This window comes from Micromonospora sp. NPDC049139 (genome assembly GCF_055586845.1).
Map to the genome: position 1 here is coordinate 154,797 of NZ_JBVJHK010000016.1, position 20,148 is coordinate 174,944.

Genomic DNA, 20,148 nt, shown 5'->3' on the forward strand with positions numbered 1-20,148 from the left:
CCCACAGTGTATGAGCAGGCTTCGCCGAGTGTTCTCTACCTGCGGTGACGTTGCCCACGCAGGATCGAGGACGTGAGAAGATCTCTGCTGCTGCTGACCGTGATCACGTTCGTGACCTGGATCGGGACCCGCATGACCGCGGTTGCCCTGCCCCTGGTCGCACTGGCCGAGACTGGCGAGGTCTGGGCCACCGGGCTGGTCGGTGGGATGGCCGGCCTGCCCCTGCTGACGGTGGGGTGGTGGGGCCGAGGACTGCGCGACCGGCTGATCTCCGGACGGGCCCTGGCAGCGGTGATGGCCGTGAACGCTGCCGGTCTGGCCGTCGTGCCGGTGGCGGCACTGGCTGGGCAGGTCGGCGTGTTCGCGTTGTGCGCCTCCGGGTTGGTGACCGGAGCAGCGGGCGCGCTGCTGGGGCCGGCACAGCGGGCCTTGGTTGCCGACCTTGCCGACGTGCACGTGGCCCAGGGCGGCCAGACAGGTTCGGCTCGGTGGTTGGCCTGGCAGGACCTGGCCCACCGGGTCTCAATGATCCTCGCCCCGCCCGCCGGGGCCTGGCTCGTCGTCGCGTGGGGCGCGCAGCCTCTGCTGTGGTGCGAGGCCCTCGTCGTCGCTCTGGCGGCCGTGGTGATGCTCGCAGTACCCGCAGCCCACCGGCACGAGCCGACCCCGGAGGGCGAGACGCCCGAGGGTGTTTCTGCGCTGGACGTGGTGCGGTCTTACCCTCAGGTCGCCGCAGGGGTCCTCATGGCCGGGGTCGGCGGGGTCTGCTGGTTCGGGTTCAGCCTGGGCCTGGCCGTTCTCGGCGTCGAGCACGGCCAGCCCGGCGCGTTGATCGCTGCCGGGATGAGCGGGTACGGGACCGCCTCCGTGATCACCTCGCTCCTGGTCCCGCTGGTCATCGACCGCTTGCCACGGGTGCCGCTGATGGTGGTCTCCTGGGTCGTGCTCGGGGCCACGTTCGTCCTACTCCCCACGGCGGCGCCGAGCCTGGCCGTCATCGCCGCACTGGCAGCGGTGGGTGGGGTGGCCATGCCGTGGGGGATCGCGGCCCTGAACGCTCTGATCAGCGAGCAGACCACCGGGGCGGAACGCAGGGCGGCGTTTACCGTGCAGACCGTCCTGCACTCGGGCGGGTCCTCCCTGGGCCTGCTCGTCGGCGGCGCGCTCATCGGGTGGGCCGGGACCGGCCCTGCCCTGGTCGCTACCGGCCTCGCCCAGGTGCTGGCCGCAGCAGGCGGGGCACTGTGGGCCTGGAAGGCCCGCGACAAGGCCATCGCGGGGCAGGAGCGTTGGCGGGTACAGCGCGGGACCGTGGCAAAAGGCGCACGCACCAGTTCCTGAGGAAGAGCACGACATGACTGGGCGTGACGACCTCACCGACGAATAGTGGGACCTGATCGGCCCCCTCCTGCCTTCCTCCGGCAAGGGCGGGCAGTGGCGCGACCACCGGCAGGTCGTCGACGGCATCCGATGGCAGCTGCGCACCGGCGCACCTTGGAGGGACGTCCCGGAACGCTACGGGCCCTGGAAGACCTTGCACGAACGCTTGCGGCGGTGGACCACCGACGGAACCTGGGACCGCATCCTCGCCCACGTCCAGACCCGTGAGGGCGACGCCGGGAAGATCGAATGGATCTTCTCGATCGACTCCACCGTGGTGCGTGCACACCAGCACGCGGCCGGCGCCCGGAAAACGGGGGCCTGCCACGCAGCCGAGATCGAGGGTCTCGCGCAACCCGGGGAGGCCCTCGGCCGCTCGCGCGGCGGACTGAGCACCAAGATCCATCTGGCCACCGACACCCGAGGTCTGCCCGTGGTCGTGCTGCTCACGCCCGGGCAGGCCGGGGACAACCCCCAGCTCTTGCCACTGCTTGACCAGTTCAGGGTCAAGACCTCCGGCCCCGGGCGACCGAGGAAGAGACCAGACTGCGTGCTGGCCGACAAGGCTTACTCCAGCCCCGCCACCCGCCGTGCCCTCAGGAAGCGCGGGATCCGACTGGTCTCTCCTGAAAAAAGGACCACGCCGCCCACCGGCTTCGCCGGGGCTCCCGGGGCGGGCGCCCCTGTCGGGTTCGACGCCGAGGCATACAAGGGCAGGAACGTCGTGGAGCGGTGCTTTAATCGGCTCAAGCAGTTCCGGGACCTGGCCACCAGGTATGCGAAACGGGCCGTCTACTACCGGTCCTTGGTTGTCATCGCCGCGATCATGCTCTGGCTACGTTGATTCGCAGGACACGCTCTAACGACCTCGTGCACGGTTGCGGATCTTTAAGTATCGATGGTCGTTGTTCCTGGCATGGTTGGTGCTGCGATCATGATGAATCGTCGGATGACGGGGCTGTCCCGGCTGGTGATCGAGGGCCTGGTTGTGGAGCTGGCGCCGCGCTGGCAGGCCCGGCACCGCGATCGGCTTGCCGCGCGGGCGCGTCGGCGCGGGATTGGCGCTGGGGCGAAACACCGGTTCGCGTTCAGGGATCGCCTGTTGGCCACGCTGGTGCATCTACGGCACGGGTTGACCCATGACGTGGTGGCCGCCTGGTTCGGAGTGCACCGCTCGACGATCACCCGCAGTGTCGCCGAGGTGCGGCCGCTGCTGGCCGAGCGTGGCTGCCGGGTGCCCGACGGCGTGCGGCTACGCACCCTCGCGGACGTGGTGGCCTACCTGGGCCACCACCCGCAGGCGTTGATGGACGCCACCGAGGTGCGGGTCCGCCGACCGGTCGAGGGCCGGGCAGGCCGGGACCGCTTCGTATCCGGCAAGGCCCGGCTGAACACGATGAAAGCCCTGGTGATCTGCGATCCGGCCGGTCGGCTGCTCTTCTGCGGCGAGACCCGGCCGGGCTCTATGCACGACATCACCCAGGCACGGACCGCAGGCCTCGTCGACCTGCTTCTCCACACGCCGATCGGGGTTCAGGTCCTCGCCGACGCCGGCTACCAAGGACTCGGTACAGACACCGCCGGCGCGGTGATCACCCCAAAACCCAAACCACGGAAAGGCCAGAAGTCGCTGCCACCGAGCGTCATCGCCGCCCACGACGCGGCTCGAAAACGGCACTCCTCACAGCGCATCCGAGTCGAGCACGTCATCGGCCACCTCAAGAACTGGCGGATCCTGGCCCGCTACCACGGCCGACGCGAACACTTCGACGCCTCCATCCGCGCCATCGCAGGCCTGCTGTCCGACCACCAACACACCGACCGCACCGAACACACCACCAAGCGACCGAAGGCCCTACCAGCCACAGCCCACCACCGATGAAGCGGCCAATCCACGAGAAGACGGCGACTCCAGACAAAGGTCGTAAGGGACGTCTCGTAACTCGGTGACCGTGGCGTTGGCCGGCACGGTCAGGGGTGAACGGGACGTTCAGGCGGGACGTCGACGGGATAGCCACGCTGCGTTGAGCCAGGCGGACCCAGGCGCCGACATCGGTGGGTTGCTGGCCACCAGCCAGGAGGTCGAAGCCACCCTGTGTGGTGGTGAACGCGCCACTGGCGTAGAGGTTCAGGGTGAGCGGGCGCGTCGAGTGGTTGGTGACCGCGACGTAGTCGGTCAGGGTGGCGCCGGGGTCGAGCTTGTAGGTGAACGCCGGCCGGCCGTTCGGGCCCTTCGCGGTCGACGGTGCCGCACCCCAGGTCACGGCCGACGGAGCCGACGATGCGCCAGGCGTCGGAGCGGGCGGTGCCGGGGCAGCGCCGAGCAGGGCGATGCCGGTGGCGATGGCGGCGAGCAGGCGCATGGGGGAGACGGTTTCCGTTCGTGAAAGTACGAGAGGCGGGGCGGGCGGGTCGCGACAACGGCCCGACCGCCCCGCGACCGTCCGGCGGCCGGCTTACGGCCACCGGACGGGTTCGGGCGATCAGATCGCGGTGAGGGTGAGGGTTGCGGTGTAGGTTCCCGCGGCCGTCTCGGTGGGCAGGCTCAGCCGCAGCCCCGCACCCAGCTGTGCGGTACCCCGCCCGGCACCGCCCGGCGCCGATCCCAGCACCGCGCTGTTGCCGAGGCCGCCGCCGCTGCCGACGACGTACGGTGCCACCTCCGGGCCGGCGACCACGCCCTGCCCGGCACCCTGGGTCAGGACCTGTGGGGTCCAGCCGAGGTAGCCGGCGCTGAACGTGGCTCCGTCCGGACCGGTGAAGTCGGCCGGGATCTGCCCGGAGGCGCTCCATCCCGGCTGACCGGCGCGGGTGTCGGTCACCGTGACCGGCCGCAGCTCGCCGTTGCTCTCCCACCGGTCGCCGGCGGTGTTGAGCTGCGCGGGTGGTAGCACCACGGCCCGGTCGTCCGGGTCGACGCTGATCACCAGCGAGCCCTGCGTCTCGTCGATCGACGCGGTGATCGTCTGCGAGGTGCCCGGCTCCAGCGGCGGGAACGCCACCCACAGGGTCGCCGGTTCGCTGGTCGCGACGACCGCGTGGTCGTCGTCGTGGAGCTTGGCCACGTACTCGCAGGCGTTCAGCTCCCGGGTCGCGGTGAACGAGTAGCTGGCGCCCGCCTCACCCGGAATGACGGTCCAGTCGTCCGCGCCGGGGCACTTGCTGAACCAGTGGTAGTGGTCCAGCTCGGTCTGCGGGGTCTGCACGGCGGTGAGCGTGACGGTGTCGTTGGGCTGGTACTCGTCGGCCATGCCGCTGATCGACAGGCTGACCTCGGGTTCGTTACCGGGCAGCTCGCCGACGAGGAACGAGTAGTCGCCCGGCCCGGTGCTGACCGTCGTGCCGTTGGTGAGTGTCGCGTCGGCCTGGAACGTCAGCGTGTAGCTGCCCAGCGCGCTGAACGCCCAGTTCGAGTGCGCGTGGGTCTTCACCGGGACGTCGATCGCGTCGGGCAGCCCGTCGTCGCCGCGGAACTTGATGATGGGACCGCCGAAGGAGTCCTGGGTGAACAGCGTGACGTCGCCCGGTCCCTGCACGTCGACCAGGCTGAGCCGCACCGTGTTTCCCTCGAACACCCCGGAGTCGAGCGTCGTGGTGTTCCAGCCCGGCCAGAGCAGGTCCGGGTCCTGGGTCATCGGCAGCAGCCAGACCTGGCTGCCGGCCGGCCCGAGGAAGGCGAAACGGGGATCGTCCGGAACGGCAATGGCCGCCTCCGGCAGGACCTGGAACGTCACGTCCGCCGGGTCCGCTTCACCGCGGGGCTGACCGTGTCGTCGTTGACCCTCAACGACAGTGCCCCACCCTCGTAGTGCACGTCGACCGCGTCGGTGTGCCCCTTGGACAGCACCACCTTCTCCGCCGCCGACGCAGCCATGGGCGCCAGCACCGTGCCGGCGACCACCACCGCCCCGGCGACCAGGGCCGCGAAGCCGCGAGCCCTCACCGTCGCATTCATTCCTCCCCTTTCACATCGCGCACCTGCACGCGGTGGTACACGTGGTGACATCACCACGACGCCTTGCGCACTCCCGGCATCTCGCCGCGCAGGGCCACTCTCGGAACCGGACCCGGGAGAGCCCGAACCGGGTCAGCACCCCACGCGGGCGGCCGTCGATCTGGTCCCGGGACCGCAGCCGCACCGGACTGGAGTCACGCGGCAGCCGGCTGAGCCGGCGGACCGCCTCGGCGCGTACGTCCGGGTCGGTATCCGGGTGAGCGACCAGCCGCTTCAGCTCCGCCCGCGCCTGCGCGTGCCTCGCTACCAGTTCCTGCCGGCGCGCCTGCCGGTTGACCAGGCTCTTTTTGGCCATCAGCGGGCCTCGCGGAACTCGACGTGCCGGCGCACGACGGGGTCGTACTTGCGCAGGACCAGGCGGTCGGGATCGTTGCGGCGGTTCTTGCGGGTGACGTACGTGTAGCCGGTACCGGCGGTGCTGCGCAGCCGCACGATCGGGCGGACATCGGTCTGGCGGGCCATCAGAGCTTCACTCCCCGGGCGCGCAGCTCGGCGACGACAGTCTCGATGCCCTTACGGTCCACGGTCTTGAGCGCCTTCGCCGTCAGGGTGAGGCTGACCCAACGCCGCTCCGAGGGCAGCCAGTAGCGGTGGTTCTGCAGGTTGGGGTTCCACCGGCGGCGGGTGCGCCGGTGGGAGTGGGACACGGCGTTGCCGAAGCTGGGCTTCGCGCCGGTGACGTCACAGCGTCTGGACACAGTGGTCGCTCCTTGATCTGAGCCGTAACGATAACGACAATGATTTTCAGTCTTACATCAGCCGTTCGGCCATGTCCACGCCGGGTCGTCGACGATCTCGACGGCGCAGTGGGCGCTCAAGCGGTAGCCGACACCGCGCAGCGTCGTCACCACCGGCAGATCGGTGCCGATCTTGGCGCGCAATCGCCGGATGTGGACATCCACGCTGAGGACGTCGCCTGCGCGCCGCGCCTCGACCACCTGAGTCCGCACATCACCGTTCGCTCCGGCGGCTTCCATGCGCTTAGAATGACAATCGTTTTCAAGTAAGTCGAGAGGAATCCGATGTCGTCGTCACCACAGGCCCCGACCCACACGCCGACGGCCGGCGCGGACACCCGCCCGTCGCTGACCGTGCTGTCCGGGTTCTGGCCGGCAGTGACCTTCGCCGTCGCCCGCGCGCTCCTCGCCGCCGATGAGTCGCTGTTGCTGGTGCGGCACGACCTCACCGGGATCCGTGACGGCGTCGTCCGCCGGGTCGTCCGTTCCGGCACCGGCATCGTCGAGGACGAGCAGGTTGCGCTGCGGCACGGATGCGTCTCCTGCACCCTGCGTGAGGACGTGCTGCCCACCCTCGTCCGGCTCACCCGTACGCACCCCGGCCGGGACCTGGTGCTGATGCTGCCCGAGGTGGTGGAGCCAGAGGCGGTCGCCGCCGCCTGCGCCCACTGCCTCGTCGACGGCGCACCGATCACCGATCTCATCCGGGTCGACTCCTACGTCACCGTCCTCGACGCCGAACACCTGCTCGACGGCCTGGCCAGCACCGAGGACCTCACGACGCTCGGCATCCAGGCCGCCGAGAACGACCACCGCGCGCTGGCCGACGTCGTGGTCCGCCAGATTGAGTACGCCGACACCCTGGTGCTCTGGGGACAGTCCCGGGAGGGGGAATTCGACACCGGCCGGATGTCGATCCTGCTGCAGCGGATGGCACCATGGGCGACCCACCTCCGCGTCGACGGCGACCTCGTCGACGCCGGCACGCTGACCCGCCAGCTGCGCCACACCCATCGGCACCGTCCGGAGACCCCCGGGGTGCTTGCCCGTGGTCTGCAGGGCTACCTCCTCGGCGCGCACGAGCCGGAGCCCGACTGCGGAGTCGTCTCCGCCGTCTTCCGGGCCCGCCGCCCGTTCCACCCGCAGCGCCTGCACGACGTCCTCGAAGAGGTCAACGCCGAGGTCATCCGCTCCCGGGGCCACTTCTGGCTGGCCAGCCAACCCGACACGGTGGTGGCCTGGGAGTTCGCCGGCGGCGGCCTGGCCATGGGATCCCTCGGGCACTGGCTGGTGAGCCTGCCCGAGGACCGCTGGGACCACGTCGAGGACCAGCGCCGCCTCGCCGCCGCCCTCGACTGGGACCCCTACTACGGCGACCGGCACCAGCACCTGGTCTTCATCGGCCTCGACATCGACCCCGTCGACCTGCACCGCACCCTCACCGGATGCCTGCTCACCGACGCCGAACTCGCCGACGGCGAGGAGACCTGGCGCACCTACCACGACCCCTTCGCCGGCTGCTTCCCCCTCGGGGCGGAGGAGCTGACCGACACCGACACCGACACCGACACCGACACCGAAGGAGTACAGCCCGCATGAAGCCCGGCATCCACCCCGAGTACCGCCCCGTCGTCTACCGCGACAAGGGCGCCGACTTCGCCTTCCTCACCCGCTCCACCGCCACCAGCGACCAGACGATCGAGTGGACCGACGGCAACACCTACCCCGTCATCGACGTCCAGATCTCCTCGGCCAGCCACCCCTTCTGGACCGGCAAGCAGCGCCTGCTCGACACGGCCGGCCGGGTCGAGAAGTTCCGCCAGAAGTACGCCCGCCGCGGACCCCAGGGCAGATGAGCACCGTTGCGCCGGTCGACTGGACCGAGCTGGCACCGCACTTGGTCGACGCCGTCCGGCGGGACCGGGCCTGGTCCCTGACGGTCGCCCGCGAGCTGGTCGCCCCCGGCGACCGGCTCGCGGGCGACGTCGGCTGCGGCGCCGCCGGGATGGCGCTGGCCATCGCCCGGATGTTGGTCTGCGGCCGGTCGTCGCGGTGGACCCGCACCGGCGGGCCATCCTGGAAGCCCTCGGCAGGCGGGTCGGCCGATTGCGGCTCACCGGCCTGCTCACCGCCGCCGACCTCGACGCGTGGGACCGGCTCCTCGATCCGACTGACGAGGAGTGGCCGGGTCACCGCGACGACCTGATGAGAACCGCGGCTCGATGGCTTCGGCACGAGGCCACGACCGTGCCGCCGAACGCGGGCAGCCGCACGGCACCGATCCGGTCGAGCTACGGGCCGCCTCACGAATGATGGCAACGATCAGCGGGAGCACTCCACGCAGCGGCCGAAGATCTCCAGCATGTGGCCGACGTCGGTGAAGCCGTGCTGGGCGGCCAACTGATCGGCCCATCGCTCCACGGCGGGCCCGGCGACCTCCACCGTGCGTCCGCACTGGCGGCAGACCAGGTGGTGATGGTGTTTGCTCTGGCTGCACCGGCGGAACAACTGCTCGCCGCCGGGCAGCCGAGTGGAGTCGACCTCGCCGGCCTCGACCAGCAGCTGCAGCGTCCGGTACACGGTGGTGAGGCCGACCCGCGCCTTCCGGGCGAGCAGCATCTGATGCAGGTGCTGCGCCGAATGGAATCCCTCGACCTCGCGCAGCAGCGCCAGCACCTCGCCACGTTGGCGGGTGTTGCGGGTCACGTTCGGCATCGCCTGGGTCACCGTGATCGGATCCTCCTGTACTGGCAGCCGTCGTCTGCGCGGCGCCTTGGCGCTCGCCTTCTGACTGCGATGCCACCATTATGCGTCGCTGCGATCGACGCCCTGCCTCGCCCGTACGCTCGCCGCACGGCATCGCGACGACGCTTCTTCCGGACGCGCGGCGGCGGGCTGTGGCATCGCGACGGCGACCCGGATTGCGGTGGTCAAGGTCGGGCCGCCGCTGGCTGGTCGGGCAGGTTCGATCGTCCGCGCAGCGTCGGTGGTCGCGGCGCCGGCACGTTCGGCCGGAATGAGCTCGAACACCTCAACGGTCACCTTCGACCACCGGTCCCATCAGGGCTCGGAACTGTCCGCCCGCCGGATGAGTTCGACGACCGCATCGATGTGCTGGGGCTCCTGTACGGGACCGATCAGCAGTCCGCGCCGTTGCGCGGATCGGCTGCCGGCGAGCAGGAGCAGAGCGGGCGCGCGGTGACAGACGCCGAGGCACTCGGCCCGGATCAGGACACCACCGTGACTGGCCCGGACCGCCTGCCGGAGGACCTCGGTGAGATTCTCCGGCTCGCCCTCGGACACACGCAGATGGCTGCGGTGGCGTAGCGCGCGGCAGCGGTGTCCGTCGCAGTAGGCGACGGTCACGTTGGCGCCCTCCGGCGGCGGGCTGCTCATCGGCGGAACGCCATGAGGGCATGACCGGCGCGCTGGTGGAGCGCCGTCGCGTGGGTGAATCCGGCCCGACGGGCCGTCTCGCCGTGCCAGTCGGCCGGCGCGACGAATTCGGCCGGGTCCAAGCCGCTCAGCGCGGCCCTCCGCTCGTTCAGCAGCGGTGCCATCACCGGTTCCTCGGCCAGCCTGGTCCACCACGCAATCCACGGGTCGGTGCCGCAGCCCTGGCGCCGCGGGGACACCGGGGCTTCGGGCATGGCGTCGGCGACAAGGAGCAGCCCGTCCGGGCGCAACAGGTGTCGGGCCTCGGCGTACCAGTCGTGTATCCGCTGTTCGGGGAGGTAGTGCACGGTCATCAGGGCCAGCACCAGGTCGTACGGGCCGCCGGCGGGCGGGAGCCAGCGTGCTGAGCTGATGTCGGCCCGGACGGTACGCACCTGGGGCAGGGCCGCATCGGCCAGGGCCAGGAGGGCCGGGTCGACGTCGAGCACGGTGACGTGCGCGTCGGGCCACCGTCCCAGGACCGCCTCGGCGGTGGTGCCCGGCCCGCCCCCGACGTCGAGCACCCGCTCCGGTGGGCGCCCGTGGATCTGTTCGACGGCGGTGAGACCGGCGGCGAGGAGGTCGTCGCGGCCGGGCTGGTAGTGGCGCATCATGGTTTCCCAGTCGCGCCGCCACCGGGCGACATCGTCCGGGTCGAGGGTGCTCGGCATCGTCAGGCCGGGACCGGTTCGGCATGGTCGTGGTCGTGCAGGTCGCCCAGGTCCCATTCGGGGAACGGGTCGGCAAGGGCCCGCCAGGTGTCCTGTCCGGCGGTGATCTCGGTGTCGGTGAGCAGGCAGGCGGTCAGCGCCGCCCGCAGGCGCTCGCCGTCCAGGCCGACGCCGATGAGGACCAGTTCCTGCTGCCGGTCACCGAAGACCGGATGCCAGCGCGACTCCACCTCGGCCCGCTCGTCGGGATCATCCGGCCACTCGCCGGACACCACCACCGGGACGCCGACCGGGTCGCACCGCCCGGACGGCCCGGCCTGCGACCACAGCGCCTGGACGTCCGGGCGGCTGGCCAGCCACAGGAACCCCTTCGACCGGACCACACCGTAGCCGTCCAGTCCACTGGCCAGGAGGTCCCACAGCCGCTGCGGATGAAACGGCCGGTGGTCGCGGAACACGATGCTGGAGATGCCGTACTCCTCCGTCTCCGGCACGTGCCCGCCGTTGAGCTCGGCCACCCACCCGGGTGCGGTCTCCGCCCGCTCCAGGTCGAACCGACCGGTGTGCAGGATCTCCCGCGGCGGCACCCGCCCGTGCACGGCGGGCACCTGCCGGGCGGCCGGGTTCAGCCGGGTCAGCAGCGCCTGCACCACCGCCAGATCGTCCGCGGCCACCAGGTCGGTCTTGTTGACCACCAGCACGTCGGCGAACTCGATCTGGTCGACCAGCAGATCGGCGATGCCACGATCGTCGCCCTCGTAGGCGGCCAGCCCACGGGCCTCCAGGCTCTCCCCCGCCTCGATCATGCCCCGCACGCCCGCCGCGTCGACCACCGTGACCGTGGTGTCCAAGCGGGCCAGATCGTCGAGGACCTGCCCGCCCTCCATACCGAAGGCGAACGTCGCGGCCACCGGCATCGGCTCGGATATGCCGCTGGACTCGATCAGCAGATAGTCGAAGCGGCCCTGTCGCGCCAGCCGGGCAACCTCGTCGAGCAGATCGTCGCGCAACGTGCAGCAGATGCAGCCGTTGGTCAGCTCGACCAGCCGCTCCTCCGTGCGCGACAACGACCCACCGTCGCGCACCAGCGCGGCGTCGATGTTCACCTCGCTCATGTCGTTGACGATCACCGCCACCCGAAGCCCGTCCCGATTGGCCAGCACGTGGTTGAGCAGACTGGTCTTGCCCGCGCCGAGGAACCCGGACAGCACCGTCACCGGCAGGCGACCGGTCATGGCTGATCCACCACCTGACGCCCCTTGTACAACCCGCAGTGCACGCACGCCCGGTGCGGCACCACCATCTCCTTGCGCGGGCACGGACACGGCGTCAGCTGCGGCACGTTCGCCTTCCACTGCGCCCGTCGGTGCCGCGTGTTCGACCGCGACATCTTCCGCTTCGGAACGGCCATCAGAGTCTCCTTCGTCGAGGGGTCGCGCCACAGCTTAACGGCACTGATTTTCGTTTTCTAAACCGCCTTCGCCCTCGGAACCCGCCCCGGGCCTCAAGCCCCCCAACCGACAACGGAAACGGGAACGGTTTCCACTATGGTGGCGGGATGAGCGACGAGTACCAGACCTCCGGGGAGTACCTGCACCTGCTCAGCGAACCGGCCTGGCAGGCCCTGCGTACGCCGGTGGCGCTGGCGCTGCGCGACGCGGCAGGTGACGCGACGCTGCTCGACGTGGGCGCCGGCACTGGCCTCGGCACGGAGGTGCTCGCCGCGGCCGTCCCGGACGGCGACGTGGTCGCGGTGGAGCCGTCACCGGTGCTGCGGGCGGTGCTGCTGTCCCGCCTGGCCGCCCGACCCGACCTGCGGCGCCGGGTCACCGTGGTCGCCGGTGATGCGCTCGGTGTCGACCTACCCGCCCGCCTCGGCGCCGTGCTGGCGATGAACATGATCGGCCACCTCGACCCCGACGGGCGCCGGGCGTTCCTGCGCCGGGTGGCCGAGCGCCTCGCCCCCGGCGCGCCACTGGTGCTCAACCTGCAACCGCCGACGGAACCGACACCGGTCCCGTTCTCGGTCTTCGGCACCGTTCCGGTCGGCCACCACACCTACGAGGGCGGCGGCTCCGCCGAGCCGTCCGGCCCCGACGCGGTGACCTGGCGGATGCGTTACCGGGTCCTCGACGCCGACGGCACCGCGCTGCGCGAGGACCACGCCGACTACCGCTGGCACGTCATCCCGGCCGATGCCTTGCTCACCGAGCTGACCGAGGCGGGCCTGACCGGCGAGGTCGGACCACTGGACGTCGTCCGGGCCGTACGCCGAACCTGAGGCGCCGCCGGGCGGATCCACCGCTCCCGAGGCGGCGGGCCGCCCCCGCCCAGGGCGGCCCGTCAACCGCTGCCCCGACAAGCCGGCCGACACGTCAGAGACATGGCCATCGCACCCCGACCCCGCCGCCGCGCCCGCCGCGGTCAGGCGGATCACAGGAGCAGCCTTGCTCAAAATTAATGAAAACCATTATCGTCTGTCGGTCCATCCGCTATCGGAAGTACAGGCCGTGACACGTCATCGCAACGCCGTCGCCGCTCTCCTCGTCGCCGCAGCCGTCCTGACCGGCTGCGGCAGCGCCGACCCCGCTCCCGCCACCACGCCGGACGTTCCTTCCGCCCCGCCCGTCGAACCGGTCACGCACCGGCTGAGCGTCACCGACGTGCGCGGCACCAACGTCACGCTCAAGGCGAAGCCGGAGCGGATCGTGTGCCTCACGGGGTTGTGCGACGACGCCCTGGTCGAACTCGGCCTCACCCCGGCGGCGACCACCACGCCCAAGCTCCTCACCCGCCCCGACTACCTCGGCCCGGCCGGAACGGCGGTGCCGGCGCTGCCCGGCATGTTCGGCAACGAGGACGTCGCTTCGATCGCCACCACCAAGCCGGACCTCGTGATCGGCTTGGCCGGGGTGCATGACCAACTGCGGCCGGCGATCGAGAAGTTCGCGCCGCTGTGGCTGGTGGAGGTCAAGACCTACGAGGACTCGGTGCGCTACCTGCGCGACATCGCCACGCTCACCGACCGGGGCGCACAGCAGGCGAGTGCCGAGCAGAAGTTCCGGGACCGGCTCGCCGCAGCCCGGGCCGCCGCCGACCAGCGCGGCTTGCGGAAGACGACCGCGCTGGCGATGTACGGCGGCACGTCGATCGGTGTGAACACCTCCGACGACCTGCTCGGTCACCTGCTCTCCCAGGTCTTCGACTACCCGTGGCCGAGCAAGGGCGGTGGTTTCGACACCGCCCAGGCGTACAGCGTCGAGGAGATCCTCACGCGCGACCCGGACATCGTGTTCATCCAGTCGTTCACCTTCGGCCCGGACGCCAAGACGGTCAGCGCGCAGTACGCCGAGAACCCGGTGTGGAAGCGGATCACCGCGGTCCGTGAGGGCCGCGCCCACGAGGTGCCCGCGGAGCTGTGGGCATCGGGCCGTGGCACCCGGGCGTTGGGCCTGATCCTCGACGAGGCAGTCACCAAGGCCACGGCGTGACCGCACCGACATCGGCCACCGGCGGCACGGTCGGGACGGCGCTCACGCCGACCGGGACGGTTCGCCGGTGGTCGGCGGTGGTCGCGTTGCCGATCGGCCTGGCCGCGGCGGTCCTGCTGACCCTCGGCCTCGCCCTGCCCGCCGATGGCGAGGTCGCCCGGGTGGTGCTCTGGGAACTCCGGGTACCCCGGCTGCTGCTGGCGCTGCTCGGCGGAGCGGCGGTCGGGGTGGCCGGGCTGCTGATGCAGGCCGCGCTGCGCAACCCGCTGGCCGTACCCGAGTTGCTCGGTGTCTCCACCGGCGGTGCGCTCGCGGCTGCCGTGGTGGTGGTGTGGGCGCTTCCGGTCCCGGCGGCGGCGCAGCCCGTGGTGGCGCTGGCCGGGGCCCTCGGCGGCGGCGCGCTCTGCCTGGCCGCGGCCGGGACCGGCCGTGGGCCGGGCGCGGTCCTGCTGATCGGCGCGGCGATGTCGACTGCGTTGCAGGCGGTGCTGCTGGCGGTGATGGCCGCCGCCGACCGGCTGCAGTACGACACGCTCTTCCGCTACCTGGTGGGCAGCCTCACCGGGATCACCTGGGACCATGCCCGGCTGACCCTGCCGTGGCTGCTGCTCTGCGCGCCGCTGGTCGTGGCGGTCCTTCCCGCCCTCGGTGTGCTGCGCCTCGGCGACGAGGCCGCCGCCGCGCTCGGGTTGCGCGTCGGGCGGGCACGCGTCGCGGTGCTCGGGCTCGCCGCCGTCCTGGTCGCCGTCGTCGTCGGCCCGTGCGGCCCGATCGCCTGGATCGGGTTCGTCGCCCCGCACGTGGCCCGGCGGGTACGCCCACACGCCGATGCCCGGGCCCTGCTGCCCTGGGCGGCGGCGTTCGGCGCGCTGTTCACCACCGTCGCCGACCTGGCCGCTCGGCACGTGTTCGCGCCGGCCGAGACCCCGCTGGGTGCGTGGACGGCCGCCGTCGGCATCCTCTCCGGCCTGGTCCTGGTCCGTAGCCGGAGCACGTCGTGAGGTGGTGGTGGGCGGTCTCGGCACTGGTCCTCGCCGTCACCGCCGAGATCGCCGTCGGGCGGGGCATCGACTGGCCACAGCTGGATCCGCTGGAGCAGCGGATCCTCGTCGAGTTGCGGCTGCCCCGCCTGGTCACCGCGCTGCTCGCTGGTGCCGGCCTCGGCGCGGCCGGACTGTTGCTGCAGGCGGTGCTGCGCAACCCGCTCGCCGCGCCCGAGCTGGCCGGGGTCAACCCCGGCGCGGTGCTGGGCGTGCTCGGCGGCCTCCAGCTCGGCCTGGTCCCCGCCGACTCGGCCGCCGGGGCGCTGGTGGCGGCGCTTCTCGGCGGGGCCGCCGGCGGCTCGCTGATGTGGCTGTTGGCCCGCGACGGCTCCCCGGCCCAGGTCGCGGCGTACGGGCTGCTCGGCTCGGCGGCGCTTGCCGGTCTCACCACGCTGCTGCTCGCGTGCCAGCCGAGCCGGTTCGGCAACGCGATGCGCTGGCTGGTCGGCTCGGTCGACGGGCGGGTCTGGGCGCACGTGCGGGTCGCCTGGCCGTGGCTGGTCACGGCGCTGCTGCTGGCCTGGCTCTGCTCCGCCGTGCTGGGCATGCTCGCGGCCGGTGACGGGCACGCCGCCGCGCTCGGGCTCTCACCCCGGCCGGTGCGCGCGCTCGGTCTGGCTCTGGCGGTGGCGCTGGCGGCCGGTGCGGTGGCGCTGGCCGGTGCGCTGGCCTTCGTCGGGCTGGTCGTTCCGCACGTCGCCCGTGCCCTGTGCGGGGCGGACCTGCGCCGGGCGCTTCCGGCCGCCGCCCTGCTCGGGGCCACCGCCGTCGTCGGCGCGGACGCGGTGGCCCAGGCGCTCACCGTGCTGGTGCAGTCCGGGTCGGCGGGGCAGCGGCTCGGGGTGCCCGCCGGGGCGGTGACCGCCCTACTCGGGGCGGCAGCGCTGGTCGTCGTCGCCCGTCGTTCCCCGCACGTGGAGGTGTCGTGACCGAGCCGGTCTTCACCGTCGAGCAGGCCCGCTACCGCTACCGGGACCGGATGGTGCTCGACGGGGTGTCGCTGACCGTACGGGCCGGCGAGTCCGTCGCGCTCGTCGGGCGCAACGGCTGCGGCAAGTCCACCCTGCTGCGGCTGCTCACCGGCGCCGACCGGCCCGAGAGCGGCCGGGTGCTGCTGCGCGGCCGCCCGACGTACGCGCAGCGGCGGCGGGACGTCGCCCGGCAGGTGGCGGTGCTGCACCAGCAGTTGCCGCCGGTGCCCGGGCTAACCGTCCGGCAGCTCGTCGCACAGGGCCGCTACCCACACCGGGGGCCGCTGGGCATGCTCTGGCGACCGGAGGACGCCGAAGCGTCCGCCGCGCTCGCGGCTACCGGCGTGACCGGGTTGGCCGACCGGCAGGTCGACACGCTCAGCGGCGGGGAGCGGCAGCGGGTCCGGCTGGCGCTGGCCCTGGCCCAACGGACCCCGGTGCTGCTGCTCGACGAGCCGACCACCTTCCTCGACGTGCGCCACCAGTTGGAGGTGCTGACCCTGGTACGGCGGCTGCACGCCGAACGGGGACTGACCTTGGTGACCGTGCTGCACGAGCTGGACCACGCCGCCCGGTTCACCGACCGAGTGGTGGCGCTCGCCGACGGCCGGGTCGCCGCCGACGGGCCGCCCGCCGAGGTGGTCACGCCGGCGCTGCTCGCCGACGTGTTCGGCGTACGCGGGCGGGTGCTCGCCGACGCGCACACCGGCACGGTGCGCGCGCTGGCCGACGAGCCGCTGGAGCAACGGTGATCGCCCACCGGGAACTGGTCCGGCTGGCCGGTGCCGTCACCGGGCCGGTCGTCGGGTGCGCGGCGCTGGGCATGGCCGTGTCGGCCGCGTACGTCGGTCAGGCGCTGCTGGTCGCCGGCGCGCTGGCGGCGACGGCCCGCCGGGACCTCGACGCCGCCGCCGCGCTGCTGGCCGGTGCGCTCGGGACGATCGCGGCGCGGGCCGTGCTGCTCTGGTGCCGCGAGGTCGCCGGCGCGGCCGCGGGTGCCCGGATCCGGGCGCGGCTGCGCGACCGGCTGGTCGCACGGCTCGCCGAGCTGGGCCCCGCCTGGCTCGCCGGATCGCGCACCGGCCGCACGCAGGCCACCCTCGTCGACGGCGTGGAGGGGCTGGACGCCTACTACCGCCGGTACCTGCCGCAGGTGCTGGTCACCATCACCGTGCCGGCCCTCCTGGTGGTCTGGCTCGCCACCGTGGAGCCGGTCGCGGCCGGGCTGCTCGGCGCGGCCGTGGTGCTGGTGCTGACCGTCCCCCGTATCTGGGACGCCACCCTGCTGCGCCGGGGGCACGGCCGGTGGGCGGCGTTCACCGCGCTCGCCGCCGACTTCCTCGACACCCTCCAGGGCGCGGCCACGCTGCGCGCGTTCGGCGCGGTCGGCCGGATGCGGGACCGCATTCTGGTACGCACCCACGACCTGCACACCACCACGATGGCGCAGCTACGCCTGTCGCTGATCGAGAGCGGGATCAGCGCCCTGCTGATCCAGGCCGGTCTCGCCGCCGCGGCCGTCGCCGCGGCCGTCGCCGCCTACGCGGGCCGGGCCGACGCGGCGACCGTGTTCCTGGTGCTCCTGGTCTCGGTGGAGTGCTTCCGACCCGTACGCGACCTGGGCGCGCACTGGCACGCCGGCTACCTCGGCGTCACCGCCGTCGACGGCCTGATCGAGCTGCTGCACGCCCCGCCCGGCGTCGTGCACACCGGACAGGTCGACCGCCGGTTCGACCACGCCCTGGCCGTGGTCTTCGACGCGGTCGGCCACCACTACCCCGGCCGGCCCGACCCGGCGCTGCGGGACGTGACCCTGCGGCTCGACCCCGGCGAGACCGTCGCGGTGGTCGGCCGCTCCGGCGCCGGCAAGTCCACCCTGGCCAACGTGCTGCTGCGCCACCTGGACCCGGACGCCGGCCGGATCACCGTCGACGGGACCGACCTGCGCGACCTGACCCCGGCGGCGCTGCGCCGCACGGTCACCGTGGTGGCGCAGGAGACGTACCTGTTCCACGGTTCGGTGGCCGACAACCTGCGGCTGGCCCGCCCGGACGCCACCGACGCCGACCTGGTTGCCGCCGCCCGCGCCGCCGGCGCGCACGACTTTATCCAGGCACTGCCGCAGGGGTACGCGAGCCAAGTCGGCGAACGCGGCGGATCCCTCTCCGGCGGGCAGCGGCAACGCCTGGCCATCGCCCGGGCGCTGCTCGCCGACACGCCGGTGCTCATCCTCGACGAGGCGACCTCCGCCATCGACGTCCAGCAGGAGACCGAGATCCTCGACGCCCTGGCCACTGCCGCCCGCGGAAAGACCTGCCTGGTCATCGCCCACCGGCTCACCGCGGTGCGGCACGCCGACCGGATCGTGCTGCTGGAACGCGGCCGGATCGTCGCCGCCGGCCGCCACGAGATCCTGCTGACGTCCTGCCCCGAGTACGCCGAGCTGGTCGCCGCACAGGAGGTGGCCGAATGACCGCGCCGGACCGGCCAGCCGACGGCCGCCGCACCGGAGCGCTACGCCGGCTGCTGCCGGCGATCGCCGGGCATCCCCGTGCCTTCCGGGGCACCCTGGCAGCGAACCTCCTCGGGCAGCTCGCCGGGCTGACCGCAGCGGTGACCGGCGCCGCCCTGGTGGGCCGGGCCGTGGCGGGCGTCCCCACCCCGGTCGGTGTGGTCACGGCGGCACTCGGCGCGCTGGTCGCGATCGTCACCGTGGCGACATGGTGGGAAATGTACGTCTCCCACGACCTGGCCTACCGCGTCCTCGCCGACCTGCGCACCCGGGTGTACGACGCGATCACCCGGATCGCCCCGGGCGGCCTCGGCGGACGTCGCTCCGGCGACCTGGCGACCGTCGCGCTGTCCGACATCGAAACCCTGGAGTGGCTGTTCGCGCACACCATCGCGCAACTGCTCACGGCCACCGTGGTCCTCACCACGGGCACCGCCCTGGCGGCCTGGATCGATCCGTGGCTGCCCGCCGTGGTGCTGCCCGCCGCGGCCCTGATCACGGTCACCCCCTGGCTGCTGCGCCGGCACGCCGACGGACACGGGACCCAGGTCCGCGCCGCCACCGCCGACCTGACCGCCGACATCGTCGACACCGTGCACGGCCTGCGCGAGCTGACCGTTTTCGGGGCGTTGGAACGCCGCCGCGCCCACCTTGCCGCCCGTACCCGACGGCTCGGGCGGGTCCAGCGGCGCAACGCCGCCCGAGCCGGCGTGGAGACCGCGCTGATCGACGCGCTGGTCGCCGCCGCCGGTGTCGGCGCGGTGCTGGTGGTCCTCGACGGCATCCGCACGGGGCGGCTCGACGTCGCCGCCGGCCCGGTGGCACTGGTCCTCGCCGGGGCGGTCCTCGGTCCGGCCAGCCAGGTGGCCGGGCTGCTGAAGGAAGCCGGAACCCTGCGCGCCGCAGCCGACCGGATCGACGCCCTGCTCCAGGCACCCTCCCCGGTCCCGGCACCGGCTCGGCCCGTACCCGCACCGACCGGGGGCGAGGTGGTCTTCGATGACGTGCACTTCGGGTACCTGCCGGACCGGCCGGTGCTGAGGGGCGTCTCGTTCACCGTCCGGCCCGGTGAGACGGTTGCGCTCGTGGGTGCCTCCGGGGTGGGCAAGTCGACCTGCGTGCACCTGCTGCTGCGCTTCCACGACCCGAGCGCCGGACGGATCACCGTCGGTGGGGTGGACCTGCGGGACCTCGGCGACGCCGAGCTGCGCCGCACGGTCACCGTGGTGCCCCAGGACGTCCATCTGTTCCCCGGCTCGATCGCCGACAACATCCGCCTGGGCCGGCCGGACGCCACCGACGCCGAGGTGCGTGCCGCCGCCGACGCCGCGCAGCTCACACCGTTCCTGGACGCGCTACCGGTTGGTCTGGACACGCCGGCCGGCGAGCGGGGAACGGCACTGTCCGGCGGTCAACGGGCCCGGGTCGCCGTCGCCCGAGCCCTGCTCACCGGCGCACCGGTGCTCGTCCTCGACGAGGCCGCCGCCAACCTGGACGCCGCCACCGAGGCCGACCTGGCCGCCGCCCTGGAAGCCACCGGAGACCACCGGGCCACCCTGGTGATCGCCCACCGCCTCGCCACCATCATGCGCGCCGCCCGGGTCATCGTCCTCGACGGCGGGCGGGTCGTCGCCGATGACGCCCCTGAGCAGCTGCGCAGGCGGGGAGCCCTCGCCGCTGCGGTCCGAGGCGACGAGGCGACGGCCGTCGGATGACCGGCCTCCCGGGTGCGCACCGCCCGGGAGGAGCGATACCGCGCGGCAGCGCTGGCGGACGACAGAGCGGGCGTGGCGCGGTTCGGCCGGCCCCGGGCCGGGTCACCGGGCCGCGTCGAGGACCGCAGCGGGTTCTTCGAGGACTTTCGCTCGGGGAGACAGTCGTCCTGACCGGTCT

General features: G+C 72.6%; 22 protein-coding genes and 3 pseudogenes. 13 read left to right on the forward strand and 12 right to left on the reverse strand.

The features are described from left to right. Positions 1-72 precede the first annotated feature (72 nt). The 3 genes from ACZ6Q9_RS24610 to ACZ6Q9_RS24620 all read left to right on the forward strand — a co-directional run bounded on the left by ACZ6Q9_RS24610 (position 73) and on the right by ACZ6Q9_RS24620 (position 3,262). Positions 73-1,341, forward strand: coding sequence for an MFS transporter (locus ACZ6Q9_RS24610; protein WP_396829672.1), 1,269 nt, complete (start codon positions 73-75; stop codon positions 1,339-1,341). Positions 1,342-1,396: 55 nt separating this feature from the next. Continuing rightward, the gene (locus tag ACZ6Q9_RS24615) at positions 1,397-2,224 is read left to right on the forward strand and encodes an IS5 family transposase (protein WP_396829720.1); all 828 of its coding nucleotides are present in this window, start codon (positions 1,397-1,399) and stop codon (positions 2,222-2,224) included. Between the two features lie 126 nt (positions 2,225-2,350). Continuing rightward, positions 2,351-3,262, forward strand: a complete 912-nt coding sequence (locus ACZ6Q9_RS24620; RefSeq protein ID WP_396829674.1) for a transposase family protein — start codon at positions 2,351-2,353, stop codon at positions 3,260-3,262. A gap of 69 nt (positions 3,263-3,331) precedes the next feature. On the opposite strand, the pseudogene ACZ6Q9_RS24625 reads toward ACZ6Q9_RS24620, so the two are convergent. The 6 genes and pseudogenes from ACZ6Q9_RS24625 to ACZ6Q9_RS24650 form a co-directional block, all read right to left on the reverse strand. Beyond that, positions 3,332-3,743 (reverse strand): annotated as a pseudogene (locus tag ACZ6Q9_RS24625) (WxL protein peptidoglycan domain-containing protein); the annotation flags it as partial. Between the two features lie 120 nt (positions 3,744-3,863). Further along, positions 3,864-5,335: pseudogene (locus ACZ6Q9_RS24630) on the reverse strand (choice-of-anchor M domain-containing protein). Positions 5,336-5,385: 50 nt separating this feature from the next. Then, a pseudogene (rpsN, locus tag ACZ6Q9_RS24635) lies at positions 5,386-5,690 on the reverse strand (30S ribosomal protein S14). Then, a complete protein-coding gene (gene rpmG, locus ACZ6Q9_RS24640; RefSeq protein ID WP_013287204.1) occupies positions 5,690-5,857 on the reverse strand; it encodes a 50S ribosomal protein L33 in 168 nt (55 codons plus the stop codon). The pseudogene rpsN and the gene rpmG overlap by 1 nt, the downstream one beginning before the upstream one ends. Continuing rightward, positions 5,857-6,093, reverse strand: a complete 237-nt coding sequence (rpmB, locus tag ACZ6Q9_RS24645) for a 50S ribosomal protein L28 (RefSeq protein ID WP_393271103.1) — start codon at positions 6,091-6,093, stop codon at positions 5,857-5,859. Before rpmB ends, rpmG begins: the two co-directional genes overlap by 1 nt. A 57-nt stretch (positions 6,094-6,150) precedes the next feature. Beyond that, entirely contained in the window at positions 6,151-6,372 is a 222-nt protein-coding gene (locus tag ACZ6Q9_RS24650) for a helix-turn-helix domain-containing protein (RefSeq protein WP_396829675.1), read from the reverse strand. A 45-nt stretch (positions 6,373-6,417) separates the two neighbouring features. Between ACZ6Q9_RS24650 and ACZ6Q9_RS24655 the strand changes: the two genes are divergently transcribed. The 3 genes from ACZ6Q9_RS24655 to ACZ6Q9_RS24665 are packed head-to-tail and all read left to right on the forward strand — an operon-like array spanning position 6,418 to position 8,338. Then, positions 6,418-7,731 carry a CobW family GTP-binding protein gene (locus ACZ6Q9_RS24655; RefSeq protein ID WP_396829676.1) on the forward strand — a complete coding sequence of 438 codons (1,314 nt, stop codon included), beginning with the start codon at positions 6,418-6,420 and terminating at the stop codon, positions 7,729-7,731. Continuing rightward, positions 7,728-7,988 (forward strand): type B 50S ribosomal protein L31, encoded by a 261-nt coding sequence (locus ACZ6Q9_RS24660; protein ID WP_393271098.1) that lies wholly within the window; start codon positions 7,728-7,730, stop codon positions 7,986-7,988. Before ACZ6Q9_RS24655 ends, ACZ6Q9_RS24660 begins: the two co-directional genes overlap by 4 nt. Then, positions 7,985-8,338, forward strand: coding sequence for a hypothetical protein (locus tag ACZ6Q9_RS24665; RefSeq protein ID WP_393455321.1), 354 nt, complete (start codon positions 7,985-7,987; stop codon positions 8,336-8,338). Before ACZ6Q9_RS24660 ends, ACZ6Q9_RS24665 begins: the two co-directional genes overlap by 4 nt. 116 nt (positions 8,339-8,454) lie before the next feature. On the opposite strand, the gene ACZ6Q9_RS24670 is transcribed toward ACZ6Q9_RS24665, so the two are convergent. The 6 genes from ACZ6Q9_RS24670 to rpmF form a co-directional block, all read right to left on the reverse strand. Next, positions 8,455-8,847 carry a Fur family transcriptional regulator gene (locus ACZ6Q9_RS24670; protein WP_393271117.1) on the reverse strand — a complete coding sequence of 131 codons (393 nt, stop codon included), beginning with the start codon at positions 8,845-8,847 and terminating at the stop codon, positions 8,455-8,457. 90 nt (positions 8,848-8,937) lie between these two features. Beyond that, positions 8,938-9,174: a hypothetical protein gene (locus ACZ6Q9_RS24675; RefSeq protein WP_396829678.1), complete on the reverse strand. Its 237-nt coding sequence runs from the start codon at positions 9,172-9,174 to the stop codon at positions 8,938-8,940. An 18-nt stretch (positions 9,175-9,192) separates the two neighbouring features. Continuing rightward, a complete protein-coding gene (locus ACZ6Q9_RS24680) occupies positions 9,193-9,498 on the reverse strand; it encodes a hypothetical protein (RefSeq protein WP_466021432.1) in 306 nt (101 codons plus the stop codon). 26 nt (positions 9,499-9,524) lie between these two features. Continuing rightward, on the reverse strand, positions 9,525-10,238 hold the full coding sequence (locus tag ACZ6Q9_RS24685; protein ID WP_396829681.1) for a class I SAM-dependent methyltransferase: 714 nt from the start codon (positions 10,236-10,238) through the stop codon (positions 9,525-9,527). A gap of 2 nt (positions 10,239-10,240) precedes the next feature. After that, positions 10,241-11,473 carry a GTP-binding protein gene (locus tag ACZ6Q9_RS24690; protein ID WP_396829682.1) on the reverse strand — a complete coding sequence of 411 codons (1,233 nt, stop codon included), beginning with the start codon at positions 11,471-11,473 and terminating at the stop codon, positions 10,241-10,243. Then, entirely contained in the window at positions 11,470-11,649 is a 180-nt protein-coding gene (gene rpmF / locus ACZ6Q9_RS24695; RefSeq protein WP_393271089.1) for a 50S ribosomal protein L32, read from the reverse strand. Before rpmF ends, ACZ6Q9_RS24690 begins: the two co-directional genes overlap by 4 nt. 147 nt (positions 11,650-11,796) lie before the next feature. On the opposite strand from rpmF, the gene ACZ6Q9_RS24700 reads away from it, so the two are divergent. The 7 genes from ACZ6Q9_RS24700 (at position 11,797) to cydC (ending at position 19,970) form a co-directional block, all read left to right on the forward strand. After that, positions 11,797-12,519 (forward strand): class I SAM-dependent methyltransferase, encoded by a 723-nt coding sequence (locus ACZ6Q9_RS24700; protein WP_396829683.1) that lies wholly within the window; start codon positions 11,797-11,799, stop codon positions 12,517-12,519. Between the two features lie 229 nt (positions 12,520-12,748). After that, a complete protein-coding gene (locus tag ACZ6Q9_RS24705) occupies positions 12,749-13,729 on the forward strand; it encodes an ABC transporter substrate-binding protein (protein ID WP_396829685.1) in 981 nt (326 codons plus the stop codon). Beyond that, a complete protein-coding gene (locus ACZ6Q9_RS24710) occupies positions 13,726-14,730 on the forward strand; it encodes a FecCD family ABC transporter permease (protein ID WP_396829686.1) in 1,005 nt (334 codons plus the stop codon). The genes ACZ6Q9_RS24705 and ACZ6Q9_RS24710 overlap by 4 nt, the downstream gene beginning before the upstream one ends. Further along, positions 14,727-15,701, forward strand: a complete 975-nt coding sequence (locus ACZ6Q9_RS24715; protein WP_396829687.1) for an iron chelate uptake ABC transporter family permease subunit — start codon at positions 14,727-14,729, stop codon at positions 15,699-15,701. Before ACZ6Q9_RS24710 ends, ACZ6Q9_RS24715 begins: the two co-directional genes overlap by 4 nt. Continuing rightward, positions 15,698-16,495 carry an ABC transporter ATP-binding protein gene (locus ACZ6Q9_RS24720; RefSeq protein WP_396829688.1) on the forward strand — a complete coding sequence of 266 codons (798 nt, stop codon included), beginning with the start codon at positions 15,698-15,700 and terminating at the stop codon, positions 16,493-16,495. Before ACZ6Q9_RS24715 ends, ACZ6Q9_RS24720 begins: the two co-directional genes overlap by 4 nt. Continuing rightward, positions 16,492-18,216: an ABC transporter ATP-binding protein/permease gene (locus ACZ6Q9_RS24725; protein WP_396829689.1), complete on the forward strand. Its 1,725-nt coding sequence runs from the start codon at positions 16,492-16,494 to the stop codon at positions 18,214-18,216. Before ACZ6Q9_RS24720 ends, ACZ6Q9_RS24725 begins: the two co-directional genes overlap by 4 nt. Then, entirely contained in the window at positions 18,213-19,970 is a 1,758-nt protein-coding gene (gene cydC, locus ACZ6Q9_RS24730; RefSeq protein WP_396829691.1) for a thiol reductant ABC exporter subunit CydC, read from the forward strand. The genes ACZ6Q9_RS24725 and cydC overlap by 4 nt, the downstream gene beginning before the upstream one ends. Positions 19,971-20,148: the final 178 nt, after the last annotated feature.